An 18,752-nucleotide genomic window follows, 5' to 3' on the forward strand; every position below is an offset into this window, starting at 1 on the left:
CACTTTATCTGTTTTTATCTGTTTATGCGACAGTTCTTTCAGCGTTCATAGACATTACTGCACATCAATGCCCACGGCCTGCTCTACCGAGCTAAAGCCATCACGACGTAGCAGCTGTGCAAGACCGCGCTTAAGCACGGTAATGTTTTGAGGCCCGCGATACATGAGTGACGTGATAAACATCACCAGACTCGAGCCCTTGCGAATCTTCTCATATGCCTGCTCAGGCGTGAATACACCACCAATACCCGCAATCGTAAAGCGGTCGTGATACTCCCGGAAGGTTCGCTCAATCAGGGCATTATTGAGGCCAATCGTCGGCAGACCGGAAAGACCACCCTCCCAATCCGGCGGCACATCCAAACCATTGCGATCCTTACGCAGATTGGCAATGGAAACACCATCCACCTTGTGGTCTGCCAAGACATCCAGCAATTCCTTGAATTCTTCCCACGACTTATCGCTCGGCATCTTGACCAGCAAAGGCTGAGAATGGTCAATCGTATCAAGCTCGGTGAAGAGCTGATCGAGATTCTCTGGCTTCGTAAACTGCTCGCCCACCATGGTATTTGGGCAGGAAATATTGATTTCCAACATATGTGTGCGATTTGCCGCACGCCTTACGGATTTTGCATAATCTTCCACACCCTCGCTAATATCGCCCGTGAGGTGGTCATTCGTGCGTGCGATAGAGGTGGAAATACGCATTGTTTTGGAGTTGAGATAAGCCTTTTCAATGCGTGGCATGACTTGAGCAATGCCGTCGTTAGCTAAGCCTACATGCACCATCATGGACGCATATTCCGGCAGGCGATGGAACCACGGACGCGGATTGCCCTTGCAGGGGCGTGAAGTAATCGAACCGATGGTTTCAAAACCAAAGCCAATATTGTCGAGCAAAACCGGCAAATCGCAGTCCTTATCCAAGCCTGCAGAAAGTCCGAAAGGATTATGGAATTTTATGCCCATAACCTCTGTTTCGAGAATCGGATCCGTGTAATCCATCATGCCGCGCAATGCCCACATCAGTGGCGGAATATTGCGCGTTACACGTGCGAATTGAAGCATTTGCGTATGGGCATCGTCCGGCGACTGATCAAAAACAAAAGGCTTGACAGCTTCCTTATACACCAGCTGAAATAAGCCCGTGCTTGCTTTATTGATAGTATCGCGCACGCCATTGTTCTTTACATATCCCATAACTGCCTCCTCAAAGTCAGACTTCTTCTACTTTACCAGCCCAATCAACCAATAATTTGGATGATGTGTGGGCCTGCTGAGGAAGACTAACGAATGGCGTAGGTCCACTCAGTCGTGCTGTACTTGGATTTAGCCAGTGTTTGAGCTTGAGACTGGGTGGCCGCATCCACCGTATCGGCATGTGAATGCGGCAGAATATCCAACGCTTCACCACGCAAAGCCTGCACCATCTCATCTCTGCTCAGCATGGTCTGACTTTTGAGTGGATCCACGCGTTTAGCTGCGGATTTTACGGCTTTATCCGCTGATTTTTCGCGAGAAATACGCAGAACCTCCAGCATTTTTGACGCATCAATATCGTACGCCATAGTCACATGGTGCAGCACACAACCCGGGCCGCGACTACCTGCGCTGGGACGGAACTGTCGCTGAGCTGCCCCACCAATTTTTCCTGCCGGTGACGTGATGTCATTAATAGCCTTGTAATGTGCGTCGATGCCGAGGTTGTTGAGCGCCAGCAGCACCCATTCATCGCAGCGCTTATACGCCTCATAGCCTTGAAGTCCTTCGAGAAAATCTCGAGGAATATACAGCGAGTAGGTAATGGTATTGCCCGGTTCGATGAACATAGCGCCACCACCGGTCATGCGCCGTACCACGTCGATATCCAGCTCGCGCGCACGTTGCACATCGACCTCATTGCTCACACTTTGGTGGAGACCGATGACCACCGCGCTGTGCGCCCACTGCCAAAATCTCAGGGTGGGTCCCCGTTTCCCATCCGCCACTTGCTGGGCAAGCACCTCATCCAAGGCCATATGCATGGCCGGACTTTGGGGCGTATCGTCACTTAATACGGCGATATCATACGCGCTCCAGGCGGGGCTGAGTTGCGTTATTTTTTCTTCTGTAGCTCTACTTACGGGGGTTACGGTAGTTGCTGCAGGCGCAGACGTGATCTCAGTCGTATACGACGGCTCTCCAGAGCGACTGTGCAAGGCGCGTTCAATGGCCGTATCGATAGCCTGAGCGGTCAGTCCTACGAATTGAGCGTGATGAAAGGCTTGCTGTGTCTGCTTCATTGCAGCCGTGGCGCTGACAGCCAGTAATTGATTTTCTAGATAGTTCACGACCTGCGTTGGGTCATCCACACCGTCGATAAAAAAATCCCCATCCAGGCTCAGTCGTGTGATGTGCCCGGAATGCGTGGAGAGCTGCACGGCCACGAGTTTGCCACCCGGCACCTTGTACTCTCCACGCAGGGTATTGTCTGAAAGTTCTTGATTATGCTTGTCGAATTCTTGCAATGATATCCTGCCCTACCTCGTCTGTGGAGCGCTGGGTAGAACCATTACGTGCAATATCCTCTTCAACGGCATCTTCAATGCGTCTGGCAGCATCCTCTAAGCCTAGGTGGCGAAGAAGCATAGCTGCTGACAAAATGGCCGCCGTTGGATTTGCTATGCCCTGACCAGCAATGTCTGGAGCGGAGCCGTGAATTGGTTCAAACATAGACGGATATGCGCCTGAAGCATTGATATTTCCAGATGCGGAATATCCAACGCCACCAACCACTGCACCTGCTTCGTCGGTAATAATATCGCCAAACAAATTGTCGGTCAAGATGACGTCAAAGCGTCCCGGATCGGTAACAATAAAAATGGTAGTGGCATCGATATGCAGATAATCGTGGCTGACTTCTGGGTATTGTGCTCCCACTTCGTCGACGATGCGTTGCCACATATCGCCAGCATTAACGAGTACGTTCTTCTTATGCACCAAAGTGACGTGCTTGCGGCGCTTCATGGCGAGTTCGAACGCATAGCGCACGGTACGTTCCACGCCTCGTGCAGAATTTATGGACACTTCCGTAGCCACTTGGTCTGCCGTACCCGCATGTGTGGAACCACCGGCACCGGCATACAGCCCTTCGGTACCTTCGCGCACCACCACAAAATCAATATTTCCCGGATGAGCCAGCGGCGACTGTACGCCCTTGAAGAGCTTGGATGGACGCAAATTGATGTAGTGATCCAGCGCAAAACGCATTTTCAGGAGCAATCCTCGCTCGAGCACGCCTGCCTTCACGCGGGGATCGCCAATAGCACCGAGCAAAATGGCATCATTTTTCTTGATCTCCTCCAGAATCTCATCCGTGAGGATAACGCCATCGCGCAAATACCTATCCGCGCCGAGATCAAACGGCGTATAAGTGAACTGAGCAACACCCTGAGTTGCAGCCTCCATAACAGCTTGAGCTTGAGGGGTAATTTCTTTTCCTATGCCATCGCCAGGAATAACTGCAATGTTAAATTTCTGCGTATCTGCCATGTCCCCAGTCTACGAGGACATGACCATTTAGTGACCACCACGTTTCATTAATTGGACAGTTTCATGAGGTCTAAAGTCCACGCATTTTCTAAGGATACTTCTTCCCACTGCTTGTATCTGCCCGTTACGCCCCCATGGCCCGCTTCCACCTCGATCTTGACGAAGGCTTCTGCGCCCACTTCTGGCTCATTCAAACGTGCAATCCACTTCATAGGCTCCACGTAGAGTACGCGTGTATCGTTCATTGAGGTTGTAGCGAACACAACAGGGAAATACGCGGTACCAAAGGCTTCGACGCGCTCTTGAGCGGTCATCACATTTTCGTACGGCGTATAGGACTTCATATAATCGTAAACCTGCTCATTGTGGAGCGGATCTCCCCATTCATCCCATTCTGTGACCGTCAGCGGTAAAGACTCGTCCAAAATAGTAGTCAACGCGTCTACGAAAGGCACATCTGCTTCGATGCCTACATACAGGAACGGCGCTTGATTGAGCACCGCACCCATAAGTAAACCACCCGCAGAACCACCATTTGCTACGGTACGCTGCGCATCAGCAATGCCTGCCGCTTCTAACGCAGCCGTCACATCGACGAAGTCATTGAAGGTGTTTTTCTTATGCAGACGGCGGCCCTGCTCATACCATGCACGACCCATTTCACCACCACCGCGGATATGAGCCACCGCATAGACAACGCCGCGGTCCAGCATACTCGGGCGCGCCACAGAAAAGCTCGGACCCAAGCCAATTTCGTAGGACCCGTAGCCGGTAATAAACATAGGCGAGGCTTGCGGCGATACAGCTGTCTCTTGAACCTTATACAGTGTAGACAGCACAGGAGCTTCTAGCTCCACGTCGCTTGCATCGCGGTTATCCAAACTCGGCACCAAGCCACGCTTCCACACGAGCGAAACGGGCACACGCACGCCATCGCGCACCTTCACCCACATGCGGCGTTCCGCATACAAAGTCTCATCATAGTTAAGCACATTGGCACGCTTCAGCAATATATCCTCGCCAGTGTGCACATTGAGCTCACGCAATTGGCTAGGCTGAGTGTATGAACCGTACCCATAGCGCAGCACAGGCGCATCATAGGACGGATTGGCGCCAAATCCCACAGCTGGGATGACGTTGTCAAGATCCTCACCCAGCACGGTAAAGCTCCACGGACGACCCGCCTGCCAGTCTTCAAAGGCCTGCTGTTTGGTGATAAGGGCGCAGTGCCCTAAGCCCTCCGCCTGATATCTCAGGGTAATAAAGTCCTTGTAGACGCCCAGTCCACCGACCTGCAAACCGGAAGCCCCCTGCAAAATGGCTGGATTTACCGGATTAAAATAGGCTTCACTCACAGAGCGCGCACGGTCTTCCTCAGATGCATTTTCACACCCATAATCCGACCCCACGGCAATACACACACCCTCACCCAGCGTGTACTCGCCTGTGTGATGACGCATATCCACAATGTCGATTTCGAAGTTAGGATGATTGACATTGTGCACCACCACGGCCACAGGAATATCACTACCATCACTGTCTGCGCCTTCGAATTTCGCAAAAAGCACATCGTATTCCACGCCCTCAGTACGCGGGATAAACACCTCAAATCGTCGAGCGCAGGGGTCGTCGTCCGGCAAAAGCAAGCCTTCGATATCAGACACCGGAAGATGCCAGGTCTCCGAGGTGGTTTTGGAGCTCGTATCGATGATAATCATGGATTCATCGAAGGACAGGCCGCTGCCCATCCAGAAGCGCTCATCCTCTTCCTGCCAGACAAGTTTATCCGTGCTTGCATCCGTGCCCACCTTGTGTAGCCACAGTTCGCAGGGTCTCCATGCCTCGTCGGTGCGGATATAGAATACCCATGCACCATCTGGTGTAATAAAAGCTCCAGAGCTTACGCCTGTGATGACGTCCGGCAAATCCTTACCCGTGCTCAAATCCCGCAGGTGAATATCGTAACGCTCATCGCCGGTGGTATCGATGCTGTACAGCAAAATCTGACCGGATTTATCGAGATCAGATCCGCCTGAACGGAAGAAATCATAGCCTTCAGCCTCTTTGTTGGCGTCGAAAACGACTTCTTCGCCGTCTAAACGCTCATCAGCCTTAATCTCTGGCGCTGTCCAGTCGTTATCATCGCGAATCGGCACGCGACTTTGCATGCCGTACTGCTTGCCTTCTTGTGTGCGCGCAAAATACCAATACTTGCCTATGCGCGTAGGCACGCTCATATCCGTTTCTTGGACGCGGTTTTTCAGCTCATCAAACAGTGTGGCGGTTAGTGCGCTGAAACCCTGGGTAAGGGTGTCTGTGAAATGGTTATGGCGCGCCACAAAATCGCGGACATCTTGGGAATCTTTATTTCTCAACCATTCGTAATTATCCGTAAATGTTTTACCGAAATGCTCGCGTACTGTGGGGATTTTTTGTGCGGTTGGAATCTCATCGCGGCTGACGCCGTGAGTTGAGAAATAATTATTCATCGTGTGGTCCGTATTCTTTTTCAGCCAATGCTTCCAAAGTTGGCAGCATTGTGGTCATCAAATTGACGCCTGATTGTCCATAAAAAACAGGTACATCCACATCAGGCGTGCTTGTAGGCGTGAGTATCTGTTGTAAATGTCTTTCGTCGCTGGTGAGTTGGCGAATTCCTATGGCGAGAATTCTGCCCGGGTACAGTCGCGTTAAGCGCGCATAGGTGGTAGGGTCTTGCTGCCCATCATCACCCAGCACGATGAAACGCATGTGCGGAAAATCAGACATGAGCTGCTGTACAAATTCGAGCTTGTGCTGCACGCCGGAGGGCACAAATGTCTTCGGACGCGGGTCGATATCGCGCAGCAAAATCGGACCTTGTGGGAAACCATGGGAACGAATCAGCTCACGAATGCTTCCCTCCACATTCCATGGAGAGGTGGAGAGGTAGAAGAAGGGCGCACCCGGAAATAATTGGGCAATTTTATTGTAAAAAACAGCCATGCCGGGCACGGAGGTGCGTCGCTTTGGATCTTTGAAAAGGAAGGTCAGCGTGGCCTGCGCGATTTGTGGTACCTGTGACACCATAATCGTGTCATCTACATCCGAAATAATACCTACGGGTGAGCCGTCTGGGCTGATATACAGCGGCGAAGATACGGGCGCACGGTGCTTAACCGAGTAGGTAATGGTGTGCACGCCCGGCGTCATATCCCGCTTGGCAAGCAAATCCATGTAGCCTTGGGCATCCGTATTGATTTTGCTGATATCCGATTGAGCGATGGAGTCCAAGGTATCGAATTGATTGAGATCGCCCACCTGAGCCGTCAGCACAGGAATGCCGTCAATGCTGATGCGCACGGGCACTTTTGGAGCGGGAATCATAAAAATATTTTGAATGCCGCGACCAATGCGTCGTCTCAGCCCATGACCGGGAGCCCCAAAAACAGTGCGGCAAATAATGCGCGAAAACTTTTCCGTACCATAGCCCACATAAGGCTCTACACGCGGGGCCCAGCCGGCTCGCGTGGCGCAATGTGTGGAGAGACTATACCAAGCACCGAATGCCTTCGTAATCAGCCTGCGCATGAGCTGCACATGCGCAGGCTTGCGTTCCGGCTGCTCACGAACCGAGGGACGATCAATCGTAGTGCGGGTGCGCTGAGCTACGATTGGCTTGGTTCTCTTCGTCTTTCTCGTTTGCCCGGATTCGGATGGATTCTTCGTCCTACTTGACAATCTTGGCGTAACCTTCTGCATCTAAGAGTTCAGGTTCGTCATCATCGAGTTCGATCTTTACAATCCAACCCTCACCATAAGGGTCACCATTGATGACTTCTGGATCATCAACCACCGCCTGGTTAACGTACTTAATAGTGCCAGAAACAGGGATAACCATGGTAGAAATGGCCTTCGCAGACTCGAGCTCTACGGGCTCATCACCCGCACGTACCTCGGTATCTGTATCAGGCACATCGACGAAGACCAAATCACCTAATTGCTCTGCAGCATACTCTGTAATGCCCAGAACGGCAGGCGATACAGATGTATCCACCCATACGTGATCTTCGGAGTAGTTCAAGTGTTCCGGAATGCTCAGGTTTGGAGCATGTTCTGTATTTTCATTCATACTTGATATTCTAACCTAATTTTGCTCCATACCATTGCTCTATCATTTTGAGCGCAATCGATGAAGGCACTGCTAAATGAACCGTACCGCGCGCCAGCGCATCCATGAGTTCGTCTCGGCTAAACCAGCGGGCGTCGCCCACCTCGCGATCATCGAGGACAAGGCGATGTATGTCCTCCTCGTCGCCCTCCAGCAGGTTCTTCGCCTGCGCACCGAAAGCTAGCATCAATGATCCCGGGAATGGCCAAGGCTGTGAGCCGAGATAATGCACATCTTGCACCTCAATGCCCAGCTCTTCTTTCACCTCGCGATGGACGCTATGCTCGACCGTTTCGCCCACTTCCACAAATCCAGAGCACACGGAGTAACGCCCCTCAGGCCAGGCTTTATTATGCTGCAACAAAATGCGGTCGTGATCGTCTGTGATGCGCACAATCATAGCTGGCTCGATGCGAGGGAATCCCATATGCGCAGGCACTTCGTCGCACTGCACAGCCCAGCCGCCGTTCATCACGTGGTTTGGCGCGCCACACTGTCCGCAATGCTGCGCCCGGCTATGCCACAAGCCCAAGCCCGTGCTCATCACGGCCAGTTGCGTATCCTGGCTAGAGAGCTCTTCCGCCGCTTCCCGCACGCCCTGCCATTCAAAGCGCTGCTGAGCATGATCGATGATGCGGCGTAGCTTCGTGCCAGAGTCCTCTGCCAATCCTGCAATATTCAGAGCGACGTAATTGCGTCGGATGCCCGTAGCCGGATCCACAATTTGTCCGAGATAGTACAAGGCCTGAGGATACACGCTGAGGATCTCCGCCACATAACTTCCTTCAAGCATGGCTAGACGACGCAGATGCCCCGTGCGCGCACCGGATTGCACAGATTTTTGGGCCAAGGCTATCTTGTCGTTATCAATCAGAATCACGCGGACATCGTCTCGACTGAGCACGCTATGCCAACCCGTGGAATTGATTTTCTCTCGTTCATCGATGCGCCATTCAATCGACCCATCTGTCAGCGGAATATCAGCGAGCGTTTGGCCTTGACGTAAACTTTCAAAACCGAACTTTTTGGCCCTGCGGCTGTGATAAGGACGTACAGGCATACGGTTTTCGGTTTCACGGCGCATGACGTCATCGGCGAGGATAAGCAAAGTGCGCGCTACTTCTGCAGGCTTCTCAAAGCTCGTGAAATGTCCCGCATCATCGATGGTTGTAAAGTGTACCGGTGCATGGGTCATGGCCTCTGCAATAGGTTTCATCACATCCGGATTTGAGGAGGGATCCAAAGAGCCACTGACGATGCTCACCGGCACGGTAATGTCCTCTAAAATGTCCTTTTCATCGCGACGCCCCGCCGCCATACGCTGCCTAAACGCAATGCCCGCGGGGGTTTGCTCAGAAATCCAGCCCATAAAGGTGCGGATAAATTCTTCAGATTTTTTAAATTCCGAATCGCCATCTTGAGGCTGAGCAAAATGCACTACCGGCGCTAAGGTAGCTTCCTCCTCTGCTTGGCGTGCAGCGTCCAACCGGCGAGCGCGCTGGTCTGGCGTATCTGCATCAGGCTTGGTATCGCAGAGGGCCATGCCGGCTACGGCCTGTGGGAATTGACGCACAATCGATAAGGTGGCATATCCGCCCATGGAGATGCCCACGTAGATGGCTTTTTCGTAGCCGAGCGCGTTGATGGCGTGCACGATGGAGGAAGCCATGCGATCCATAGCTTCGGTATATGCGCCGTCGGCTGCAATCTCACCGATGAGTTCTGTGCTGGGTGCTGGATTTGTGCCTGCACCGGGCATATCTACGGCAAGAATTGTGACATCTCTGCTGGGGCCGAGTCGTTTAATCATCTGCTCTGCCGTGCGGTCCCACACGTGATGGTCGACCGGGAAGGCATGGATAAGTACAAGCGGAATATCCGCGCTTGTTTCTGCTCCCAAAGCTCGGTGATATGTATAAACTGGGATATCAAAATACTTAATCGCCATATTTGTACGCTACCATGTGAGCTTTACTCTGGCGAAGAATTTCAGTAAATATCTCGGGCAAACAGTACAGAAGGCATGGCTCGATTCAGCCCCCTCCACGCTGCCACTTCTCTATCTACATGATCTACATGCCTGCGCTGTGAATACCTTGGACAACGATGCGATCAAATCCGTTCGGCAACTGCTCCAAGAATTGTGGACTTAAGGCCGCATGCACGCTCACCCACTCCACGTCCAAGGTCTCATCCACAGCCTGGCATTCTCCGGCAATAGACACCATATAGCACAGAGCAACCGCATGCTGGCGTGGATCAAAATAGGGGCTGAGTCCTGGTGTTGGGAAGAATTCTGCCACCGTAAAAGGCTGTACATTCACGGGTAGGCTCGGCAGCGTCACATCGCCCAAATCCTTGGAAATATTGCGCGCAATGGCCTCACGGATGGTTTCATGGAAAAGAATACGCCCGGCTACCAGCGTGCGAGACACCGTTCCATCCTCATCGCTGGCTGTAAGCAACGTGCCCACATGCGTGATACGTCCAAATTCATCGCTGCGCACCGGCAGCACCACCACATAAGGCACAGGCATTGTGGCACGCATGCGTGAAATCTCTTGACTGCTCAACCAACCGGGAGGGTTATGAGAGGAGGCACCGCGCAAGAAATCGTCCGGCGTGATGTGGTCGAACTCACCGCGCTTGCGTCCTGCGTCAAAATCATCGTCATCTGGGACTTCATCATTGAGAACTGGCATACATCTATTATGACACTTTGCTCAGAGCAAAAGCACGGGAATGAAATGGCGGATAATGGAGTTACCAAAGCAGTTACTTAAATGAAGTTACTATAAACCACACAAAGGTAAGGGAATATTATGGCAACTCATGAAATCAAGCAGAACCAGTTTAATGACGTTGTAGATAAGAACGACATCGTCCTCGTGGACTTCTGGGCTACCTGGTGTGGTCCATGTAAGGCATTTGGCCCTGTATATGAGAAGGCATCTGAGAAGCACTCCAATATTTACTTCGGTAAGGTGGATGTGGACCAGAATCAGCAGCTTGCACAGGCAGCTCAGATTCAGGCAGTACCAACGTTGATGGCTATTAAGAACGGCAACGTTGTATTCCAGCAGGCCGGCGCATTGCGTGCATCTGATTTGGAAAACCTCATTAAGCAGGTGGAAGAATTGGATCTTGAAAAGGCTGCAGCTTAAGACTTCACCGTATTCCACGGATTAGGGTTCGTTACGATACTCTCGTAGCGAACCCTTTATTTTTCTTGCGTGAATTCTTCACATTCTCGCCTCAATCCGCTAAATGTAGCCTCTCACACTTCCTATCCTTCCCTATAGAAGATGACTTTCCGGGCTTGAAATCTGACAAACACAGGTTCGAGTGCTAAACTTTTATAAGTTTGCTTAATCACTTGGGCATATTTATAACTAAATATCGATATTATTCGCCGATTTTAGGAGCTTTATGTCAGGTCGACACGGACAACCAACCGTTCCCTTGAGAAGGAAGATGACCCGCAAGCATTGGATTGCTGTAGGCGCCGGTGCAGCAGCAACCGTACTTCTTGCAACAGGTGGCATCTTCGCTACTATCAATTATGCGTTCGGTTCGCGTTCTACCGACATTACTGCGTATTCCATTAACGACTTGGTCAGCAATAGCCAGGACGTTTCTCGTAGCACGTTGCGCGCTGCTTTGAAGAATGGTCAGGGTGACTCTTCTGCAGATGCTCAGTATGTTCAGGTATCCATCAATGGTACAAACCGTATGGTTGTAGGCACCAACTTCACCACGGTAAAGTCCGTGCTCGAAGCGGGAAATATTACCTTGGAAGACACAGATACTGTTACGCCTGCTTTGGATGAAACGGTGACGGAGTCCACCACTATTAAGATTAACCGCGCAAATTCTGAGGTTCAGACTGTTGAACAGGCTATTCCTTTCAACACCGTCGAAATTCAGGATGACACCTTAACGGAGGGCACCAAGAAGGTCACCGTTGAAGGTAAAGAAGGCACGGTTGAGCAGACGAATCTCGTCACCAAGAATGGCGATAATGTCATTTCCACTTCTACTATTGCCGAGTATGTCAAGACAGCTCCTGTAGATCAGGAAGTGCACGTGGGCACGAAGAAGGTTACAACCTCCAGCTCGTCCTCTTCGTCTTCCAGCTCTTCCTCCAGCACGGATTACGGCACAACCACCCCTGTCAGCGAAGCGCAGTCTATTGCGCACGACATGGTTATCGCTCGTGGCTGGTCCGAATCTGACTTTACCGCCTTGGTGAAGCTGTGGAATAAGGAATCTGGTTGGCGCACAACCGCCGCCAATGCTTCCGGTGCGTATGGCATTCCTCAGGCGTTGCCTGGTAGCAAGATGGCTTCTGCTGGTTCGGACTGGCAGACCAATGCAACAACCCAGATTACCTGGGGCTTGAACTACATTGCAGGCCGTTATGGCACACCATCGGCTGCTTGGGCTCATTCCCAGTCGTATAACTGGTATTAAAGCGCAATCGCTTCGTTCGTAAGAAAATCTCGCAGTATGGCTTCGCGCACTGCGAGATTTTTTGTTGCACCGCGTCCGTGCTTAAGCTACGTTTGTATCCATACCTATGCATTGCTGCCAACTCTCCGTTTCGCGTGTTTTCCTAGCCTTTCTTAGTCAAATGCATAGAATAGAAGTATGAGTTACATTGATGTACAACACTGCTTTAAACGCTATGAGATGGGCGATACACGCATCATCGCGAACAACGATGTAACTTTTAGCGTGGAAAAAGGAGAACTCGCCATTATCCTCGGCGCCTCAGGCGCAGGAAAGTCCACCATGCTGAACCTGCTGGGCGGCATGGATACCTGCGATGAGGGATCCATCGTGATTGACGGTAAGGATATCTCCGGTTTTAACGCCCGTCAGCTCACCGCCTATAGGCGCACCGATGTGGGATTTGTTTTCCAATTTTATAATTTGATTTCAAATCTTACTGCCCGGGAAAATGTGGAGTTTGCCTCCGAGGTCGTATCCAAAGCTATGAAGCCGGAAGAGGCTCTCGCTTCAGTGGGGCTGAGCGAGCGCATGAATAATTTCCCTGCGCAGCTTTCTGGCGGCGAGCAGCAACGCGTGGCCATTGCACGCGCTATTGCGAAAAATCCGAAGCTGCTCTTATGCGACGAACCAACCGGCGCGTTGGACTACCAGACGGGTAAACAAATACTGCAGATTCTTCAGGATATGAGTCGTGTACACGGATCGACAGTGATTATTGTGACGCACAACGCGCTCATCGCGCCGATTGCGGACCGCGTTATCCGCATGGCTGACGGCAAAGTGCGCAGTGTAGACATCAATGAGCATCCAGAAGAAATCGCCAATATAGAGTGGTAGGGCTGTAAGATGGCACGGAGTTATCGAACGCTATGGAAGGATATTTGGCGTTCGCTACTGAAGTCGAAGGGACGTTTCCTCTCGATTCTCATACTCATGGCCATTGGATCCTTTGCTTTGGTGGGATTGAAGGCTACGAGTCCAGATATGCGCCTCACTTCGCAGCATTATTTTGATACATATAATCTCGCCGATATTCAAATGACCAGTACGCTGGGCATGACGGATCGGGATGAGAAGATTGCCTCCAGCATCAGCGGCGTGAAAAACGTGGAGTTTGGCTATTTTACAGATGTAACCGTGGGTACTTCGATTACGCCGATTCGAGTCTTTTCCGCTCCGGATAAAATTTCACGCTATGAAGTGGTATCAGGCAGGCTTCCACAGTCTGGCTCGACCACCGAAATTGCCGTGACAAATCAACTCTCCGACGACTACAAGCTGGGCGACACCATTACGCTGAAGGAGTCAAGTAGTACAGAGTCGACCTCAGGGAACAGTGAAGATACAGAGTCGGATGTCCTTTCTGAGCACACCTTTACCATCGTGGGGTTCGTCAATTCTGTGGAGATGATTTCCACCCTCAATATGGGACAATCTACGGCGGGCACGGGCACGCTGGAAGGCTACGCCGTTGTCGATCCGCAGGTATTTACCACGGATTACTACATGATTGCCCGTTTTACCTTTGATGATTTGCAATCCTTGGATCCCTACTCCACCACCTACACTTCGCGTCTGACTGCACATAGGGATGCTTTGACGGCTGCATACAAGAATCGTCCAGATGAAAGACTGTCCGAGGTCAAGGCCGAGGCACAGAAAAAGATTGACGATGCTCAAGCACAGGTAGATGAGTCTAAGCAAAAGCTTGCCGATGGACAGACACAGCTGGATGATGCGCAAAAACAGATAGACGAGGCGCAGGCGCAGATAGACGCTCAAAGTGCGCAGGCGACGGATGCTCAAAACACGATAAACCAGTCACAAGCTCAGCTAAACGAGGCTGCACAAACCTTAAATTCTTCCGCGGATTCCTTAAACGATTTTGGCAATCAACTCGCCACAGCAAAAGCTCAGCTGGATTCGGCCTATACGCAGCTTCAGACTCAGGCCGAAACGTTAAACGCCGCACGCATACAGCTGATTGACGCTCAAAATCGCATAAATGCGGGGCGTCAACAGATTGAGCAGGCGCGGAGTATGGGCGTACCCGAAGAGCAACTTGTCGCTCAAGAGCAGGCTTTAAACGCTTCTCAGAGTCAAGTAAATGAACAGCGCGCCACCTATGATGCCGGACTGTCCCAGTACAATGCCGCTCTGGAAGCATACAATTCCGGCGTAGCGAACTACCAAGCGCGGTACGCCCAATGGAGTCAAGCGGTCGATGAGTACAATGCTGGCAAGTCCACCTATGATTCCAACGCCCAGGCCTTAGATCAAGCTCGTTCTGATCTTCAGAGTGGAAATGCCCAGATTGCCGACGCACAGGCTCAGCTCGACGAGAAAAAGCAGGAACTCGCTCAAAACAAGGCCGACTACGACTCCCAGCTGGCTGATTCTCAGCAAAAAATTGCCGATGCTGAGGCAGATATCGCCCAATCCCAAGAAAAGCTCGATGCCATGACCTCCTCGGCATACTCCATCGACAGCCGCCGTGAATGGCTGGGTTCCGAGGGTTATATCGTCTACAGTAGCTCGCCGCAGACTATCGAATCCTTGTCCAATATCTTCGCCCTCTTCCTCTACTTCGTCGCCGCTATGGTGACCATCACCACCATGTCCCGCTTCGTCGATGAGGAGCGTACCAATGCAGGCGCCATGAAGGCCTTGGGCTACTCCAATTTCGCGGTCATTCTCAAATTCCTCGTCTACGGCTCCGCATCCAGCCTTCTCGGCGCAGTCATAGGCATCCTCTTTGGTCTGTATTTTATGCCTACCGTTGTGTACACTTCGCTCGTTTCGAGCTTTACTATGCCGTCGATTGAGTTGCACTTCTACTTTGGCATTTCTGCGATTACGGCTCTTGTATCCCTCGCCTGTGCCACGGTACCGACGCTGTTCGTGGCTATTAAGGAATTACACGAGAAACCCGCGGCTTTGCTGCTGCCTAAGCCTCCGGTGGCGGGCGCCTCAATTTTGCTCGAGCGCGTGCGCTTTATCTGGAATCGCCTCAGCTTCACCTACAAAGTGACGATTCGCAATATCTTTAGATATAAGGATCGCATGTTTATGACGGTGTTCGGCGTGGCCGGCGCGACGGCTCTACTCTTCGCCGGGCTGGGTTTGCAAGCATCGATCAATGGCACAAGCTCTCGTCAAACGGATACCTTGGTCACGTATGACCTCATCGTGGCGAAAAACTCCTACACCACGGCAGAAGACGACCAAAAATTAGAGGATATGCTGGACTCCTCCTCCGTATCTTCGTCGAAGGCCGTGCACTTTGAGACCACATCCATTACTGCGGGCAAGAATGAGGAAAAGAACACCATTTCCGTCATCGTCCCAGAAAATAACACGAACTTTGACCAGTACGTCACCTTATACAGCAGAAGTGCCAAATCCGTGCTGAACCTCACGGATGAGGGCGCGGTAATCACCGAGCGTATGGCCGAACTAAAGCATCTGAAGGTGGGCGACTCCCTCACTGTGCAGGATGACAACGGCATAGACCGCACAGTCAAGATTGCGGGCATTGCTGAAATGTATATGGGGCATTCGTTGTATATGACGCCTGCGTACTATGCGAAGATCTTTGGCAAGGCCTACACCACCAACGCATATTTGGTGAATTTGAAGGATCGCAGCAGTAACTCCATCCAGCAAGTTTCTGCCGATTTCATCCAGCTTTCCGCCGTGGCATCTGTCATACAAAATATCGCTTTAACACGTCAAATTGATGTGATTGCCGATTCGCTGAACATGGTCATGCTGGTGCTCGTATTCGTCGCCATTTTGCTCGCCTTGATTATTCTGTACAATCTTACGAATATCAACGTTTCTGAGCGTATTCGTGAATTGTCGACGATTAAGGTGCTGGGCTTCTTCGATAAGGAAGTAACGCTGTATATTTACCGCGAAACGATTATCTTGTCCATCGCGGGCATCGCACTGGGCTTTGGATTAGGCGCAGCCTTGCATCTGTATATGTTGGAAGTGGTGCCACCGAATTTGGTGATGTTTAATCCAGATCCGGGTTATCTGCCGTATGTGGTGCCGATCGTAGTAATCATCGCCACCTTGTGGGGCCTGTCGCTGTATGTGCACCGACGCATGCGCACAGTGGACATGCTGGAAGCGCTCAAGTCCGTGGAGTAAATCTCGCAGAGTAATAAGCGAAAAAAAATGGAGGTAGACCGAAATCTACCTCCATTGCTGTGTTCAGATTGTATACACTACAGCGCCGCTTGCAAAGCCAAATCAATCACGAAAAGCACAGCTACAGCCCAAATAATTGGGTGCACCTTGTTTGCTTCCTTCTTGCACACCTTGACGATGCAGTAGGTGATAAATCCTGCGGCAATTCCATAAGAAATGGAGTAGGCAAATGCCATGAAAATGCCAGTGAAGAAGGCAGGAATAGCTTCGGAAACGTCATCCCATGCGATTTCTGCAAAGGAGCTCATCATCATGCAACCAACGATGACCAGTACTGGAGATGTGGCAGCACTTGGAATAGCGGAAACGAGTGGCGCAAAAATAGCAGACAGTGCGAAACCAATGGCTACGACCACGGAAGTTAAGCCCGTACGGCCGCCAGCAGCAATACCTGCGGCGGATTCCACATAAGTGGTGGTGTTTGATGTACCGAGCAAGGAGCCGATGGAGGTAGCGGTCGCATCCGCAAACAGTGCCTTATCCATCTTGGAACTGAAGCCAGAGCCCTCTTCCATTTCCTTCTCATCCTCTTCGGAGAAGATGCCTGCACGGCGACCAGTACCGATAAAAGTACCGATGGTGTCGAAGGTATCCGACAGGGAGAAAGCGAAAATCGTGACGAGCACAATAGGCAGACGCGAGGCATCCGCAAACAAGGAAGGGAAGCCCTGAGGCGTGAAAATAGCCAAGAAGGTTTGTGGCAACTGTTGGAAAGATTCGCCCAGGCTAATGGACTGACCCATGGTGGTTAAACCATAAGGGATGCCCACAAGCGCAGCCACGATAATAGCGATAACCAATGCGCCCTTGTTCAGCCAGCTCAATGGCTCTGGGAATTTAATCAACAGCATAGCGATGGCTACGATTAAGCCAATAAGAAATACTTGCAACTGTGGGTCTGCAAAAGAGGACAGCGCAGGCACGCCTGAATCAAAATTGATGACCTTAATATTGAGCAGACCGACATAGGCAATGAAAATACCAATGCCGCCGCCGATAGCGTGCTGAAGCATCGGCGGGATGGATTTGATAATCATCTTTCGCAGCGAGGTGGCGGTAATGATGATGTTGATAATGCCGCAGATGAATACCATGGACATGGCTTCCTGCCAGCTAAAGCCGACGCCCTTGACGACGGTGAAGGTGAAGAATGCATTCAACCCCATACCTGGAGCGAGCGCGTATGGCACATTGGCAAATAAGCCCATGATTAATGTGCCAATAATAGAAGCAATAATGGTAGCGAGGAAGACAGCACCCCATGGCATGCCGGTTTCGCTCAAAATGCTTGGATTAACTGCAATGATGTAGGCCATTGCAAAGAAGGTGGTCAGACCAGCAGTAATCTCCGTAGATACTGTGGTGCCATTCTTCTTTAAATTGAAGAATTCCATGTCTTCGTGAACTTTCTCTCGTTTATTATTCATAGGCAATAAGCTTGCACTCTTACTGCCGCTTTAAAAGCAGAAGTACCCCGAGATAAACTCCCGGAGTACCCTGCTCTTAAAGTTATGAGGTCGCACCTACAGTGCAACCTCATACAGTTTACTTAACCAAATCGACCAGAGATGTAGTTCTCGGTTTCTTCTGAATTTGGATTGGAGAAGATCGTCGTTGTATCGTCCATTTCTACGAGATGACCCGGCTTTCCAGCACCTTGGGTGTTGAAGAATGCCGTGGTATCGCTGACACGTGCAGCCTGCTGCATATTGTGTGTCACGATGACGATTGTAAACTCTTCCTTCAATTCGCCAATCAAGTCTTCGACGGCGAGCGTAGAAATTGGGTCCAAAGCCGAGCACGGCTCATCCATAAGCAGGACTTGAGGATGCACAGCAACTGCGCGCGCAATGCACAAACGCTGCTGCTGACCACCGGACAGGCCGATTCCCGGCTTATCGAGGCGATCCTTCACGTCTTCCCACAAAGCGGCACCACGCAGGGCCCACTCCACCAGCTCGTCCGCGTCCGACTTGGATATGCGCTTATTGTTGAGCTTGACGCCCGCGAGCACATTATCGCGAATAGACATGGTTGGGAATGGGTTTGGGCGCTGGAATACCATGCCCACATCGCGGCGTACCTCTACAGGATCTGTGTCTGAAGCGTAGAGATCCTTGCCCTCGAGCAAAACCTTACCTTCGACATGTGCGCCCGGCGTGGTTTCATGCATGCGGTTCAAGGTGCGCAATACGGTAGATTTTCCGCAACCAGATGGTCCGATAAAAGCAGTGACCTTGTTTGGTTCGATAACCATATTCACATCGTCTACAGCGTGGAAATCGCCGTAGTACACGTTGAGATGATTGACATCAATACGTTGTCCCATGAAAAATAC

General features: G+C 51.3%; 14 protein-coding genes. 4 read left to right on the forward strand and 10 right to left on the reverse strand.

What is annotated here, in order from left to right; genetic code table 11:
- Positions 1-54: 54 nt before the first annotated feature.
- From D570_RS0105170 to D570_RS0105205, 8 genes are all read right to left on the reverse strand, one after another.
- Positions 55-1,200, reverse strand: coding sequence for a quinone-dependent dihydroorotate dehydrogenase (locus D570_RS0105170; protein WP_018143336.1), 1,146 nt, complete (start codon positions 1,198-1,200; stop codon positions 55-57).
- Between the two features lie 86 nt (positions 1,201-1,286).
- Positions 1,287-2,507, reverse strand: a complete 1,221-nt coding sequence (locus tag D570_RS0105175) for a lipoate--protein ligase family protein (RefSeq protein WP_018143337.1) — start codon at positions 2,505-2,507, stop codon at positions 1,287-1,289.
- On the reverse strand, positions 2,485-3,531 hold the full coding sequence (locus D570_RS0105180) for a 3-isopropylmalate dehydrogenase (RefSeq protein WP_018143338.1): 1,047 nt from the start codon (positions 3,529-3,531) through the stop codon (positions 2,485-2,487). The genes D570_RS0105175 and D570_RS0105180 overlap by 23 nt, the downstream gene beginning before the upstream one ends.
- 47 nt (positions 3,532-3,578) lie before the next feature.
- The gene (locus D570_RS0105185) at positions 3,579-6,020 is read right to left on the reverse strand and encodes a S9 family peptidase (RefSeq protein ID WP_018143339.1); all 2,442 of its coding nucleotides are present in this window, start codon (positions 6,018-6,020) and stop codon (positions 3,579-3,581) included.
- Positions 6,013-7,251, reverse strand: coding sequence for an App1 family protein (locus tag D570_RS0105190; RefSeq protein WP_018143340.1), 1,239 nt, complete (start codon positions 7,249-7,251; stop codon positions 6,013-6,015). Before D570_RS0105190 ends, D570_RS0105185 begins: the two co-directional genes overlap by 8 nt.
- On the reverse strand, positions 7,241-7,642 hold the full coding sequence (gene gcvH, locus D570_RS0105195) for a glycine cleavage system protein GcvH (RefSeq protein WP_018143341.1): 402 nt from the start codon (positions 7,640-7,642) through the stop codon (positions 7,241-7,243). Before gcvH ends, D570_RS0105190 begins: the two co-directional genes overlap by 11 nt.
- Positions 7,643-7,652: 10 nt before the next feature.
- Positions 7,653-9,629, reverse strand: coding sequence for an NAD(+) diphosphatase (nudC, locus tag D570_RS09315; RefSeq protein ID WP_018143342.1), 1,977 nt, complete (start codon positions 9,627-9,629; stop codon positions 7,653-7,655).
- A gap of 124 nt (positions 9,630-9,753) precedes the next feature.
- Positions 9,754-10,383, reverse strand: a complete 630-nt coding sequence (locus tag D570_RS0105205; RefSeq protein ID WP_018143343.1) for a DUF4916 domain-containing protein — start codon at positions 10,381-10,383, stop codon at positions 9,754-9,756.
- Positions 10,384-10,503: 120 nt separating this feature from the next.
- On the opposite strand from D570_RS0105205, the gene trxA reads away from it, so the two are divergent.
- The 4 genes from trxA (at position 10,504) to D570_RS0105225 (ending at position 16,354) form a co-directional block, all read left to right on the forward strand.
- On the forward strand, positions 10,504-10,845 hold the full coding sequence (gene trxA / locus D570_RS0105210; protein WP_018143344.1) for a thioredoxin: 342 nt from the start codon (positions 10,504-10,506) through the stop codon (positions 10,843-10,845).
- Positions 10,846-11,110: 265 nt separating this feature from the next.
- On the forward strand, positions 11,111-12,154 hold the full coding sequence (locus tag D570_RS0105215; protein WP_026181910.1) for an aggregation-promoting factor C-terminal-like domain-containing protein: 1,044 nt from the start codon (positions 11,111-11,113) through the stop codon (positions 12,152-12,154).
- Positions 12,155-12,331: 177 nt separating this feature from the next.
- Complete coding sequence (locus tag D570_RS0105220) at positions 12,332-13,033, forward strand: ABC transporter ATP-binding protein (protein WP_018143346.1); 702 nt, start codon at positions 12,332-12,334, stop codon at positions 13,031-13,033.
- Positions 13,034-13,129: 96 nt separating this feature from the next.
- Complete coding sequence (locus tag D570_RS0105225; protein ID WP_018143347.1) at positions 13,130-16,354, forward strand: FtsX-like permease family protein; 3,225 nt, start codon at positions 13,130-13,132, stop codon at positions 16,352-16,354.
- Between the two features lie 77 nt (positions 16,355-16,431).
- Here D570_RS0105225 and D570_RS0105230 read toward each other — a convergent pair whose 3' ends face one another.
- Positions 16,432-17,808: an NCS2 family permease gene (locus D570_RS0105230; RefSeq protein ID WP_018143348.1), complete on the reverse strand. Its 1,377-nt coding sequence runs from the start codon at positions 17,806-17,808 to the stop codon at positions 16,432-16,434.
- 155 nt (positions 17,809-17,963) lie between these two features.
- On the reverse strand, positions 17,964-18,743 hold the full coding sequence (pstB, locus tag D570_RS0105235) for a phosphate ABC transporter ATP-binding protein PstB (protein WP_018143349.1): 780 nt from the start codon (positions 18,741-18,743) through the stop codon (positions 17,964-17,966).
- Between the last annotated feature and the right edge of the window lie 9 nt (positions 18,744-18,752).

Source organism: Alloscardovia criceti DSM 17774, from assembly GCF_000376885.1.
Lineage (GTDB): Bacteria > Actinomycetota > Actinomycetes > Actinomycetales > Bifidobacteriaceae > Alloscardovia > Alloscardovia criceti.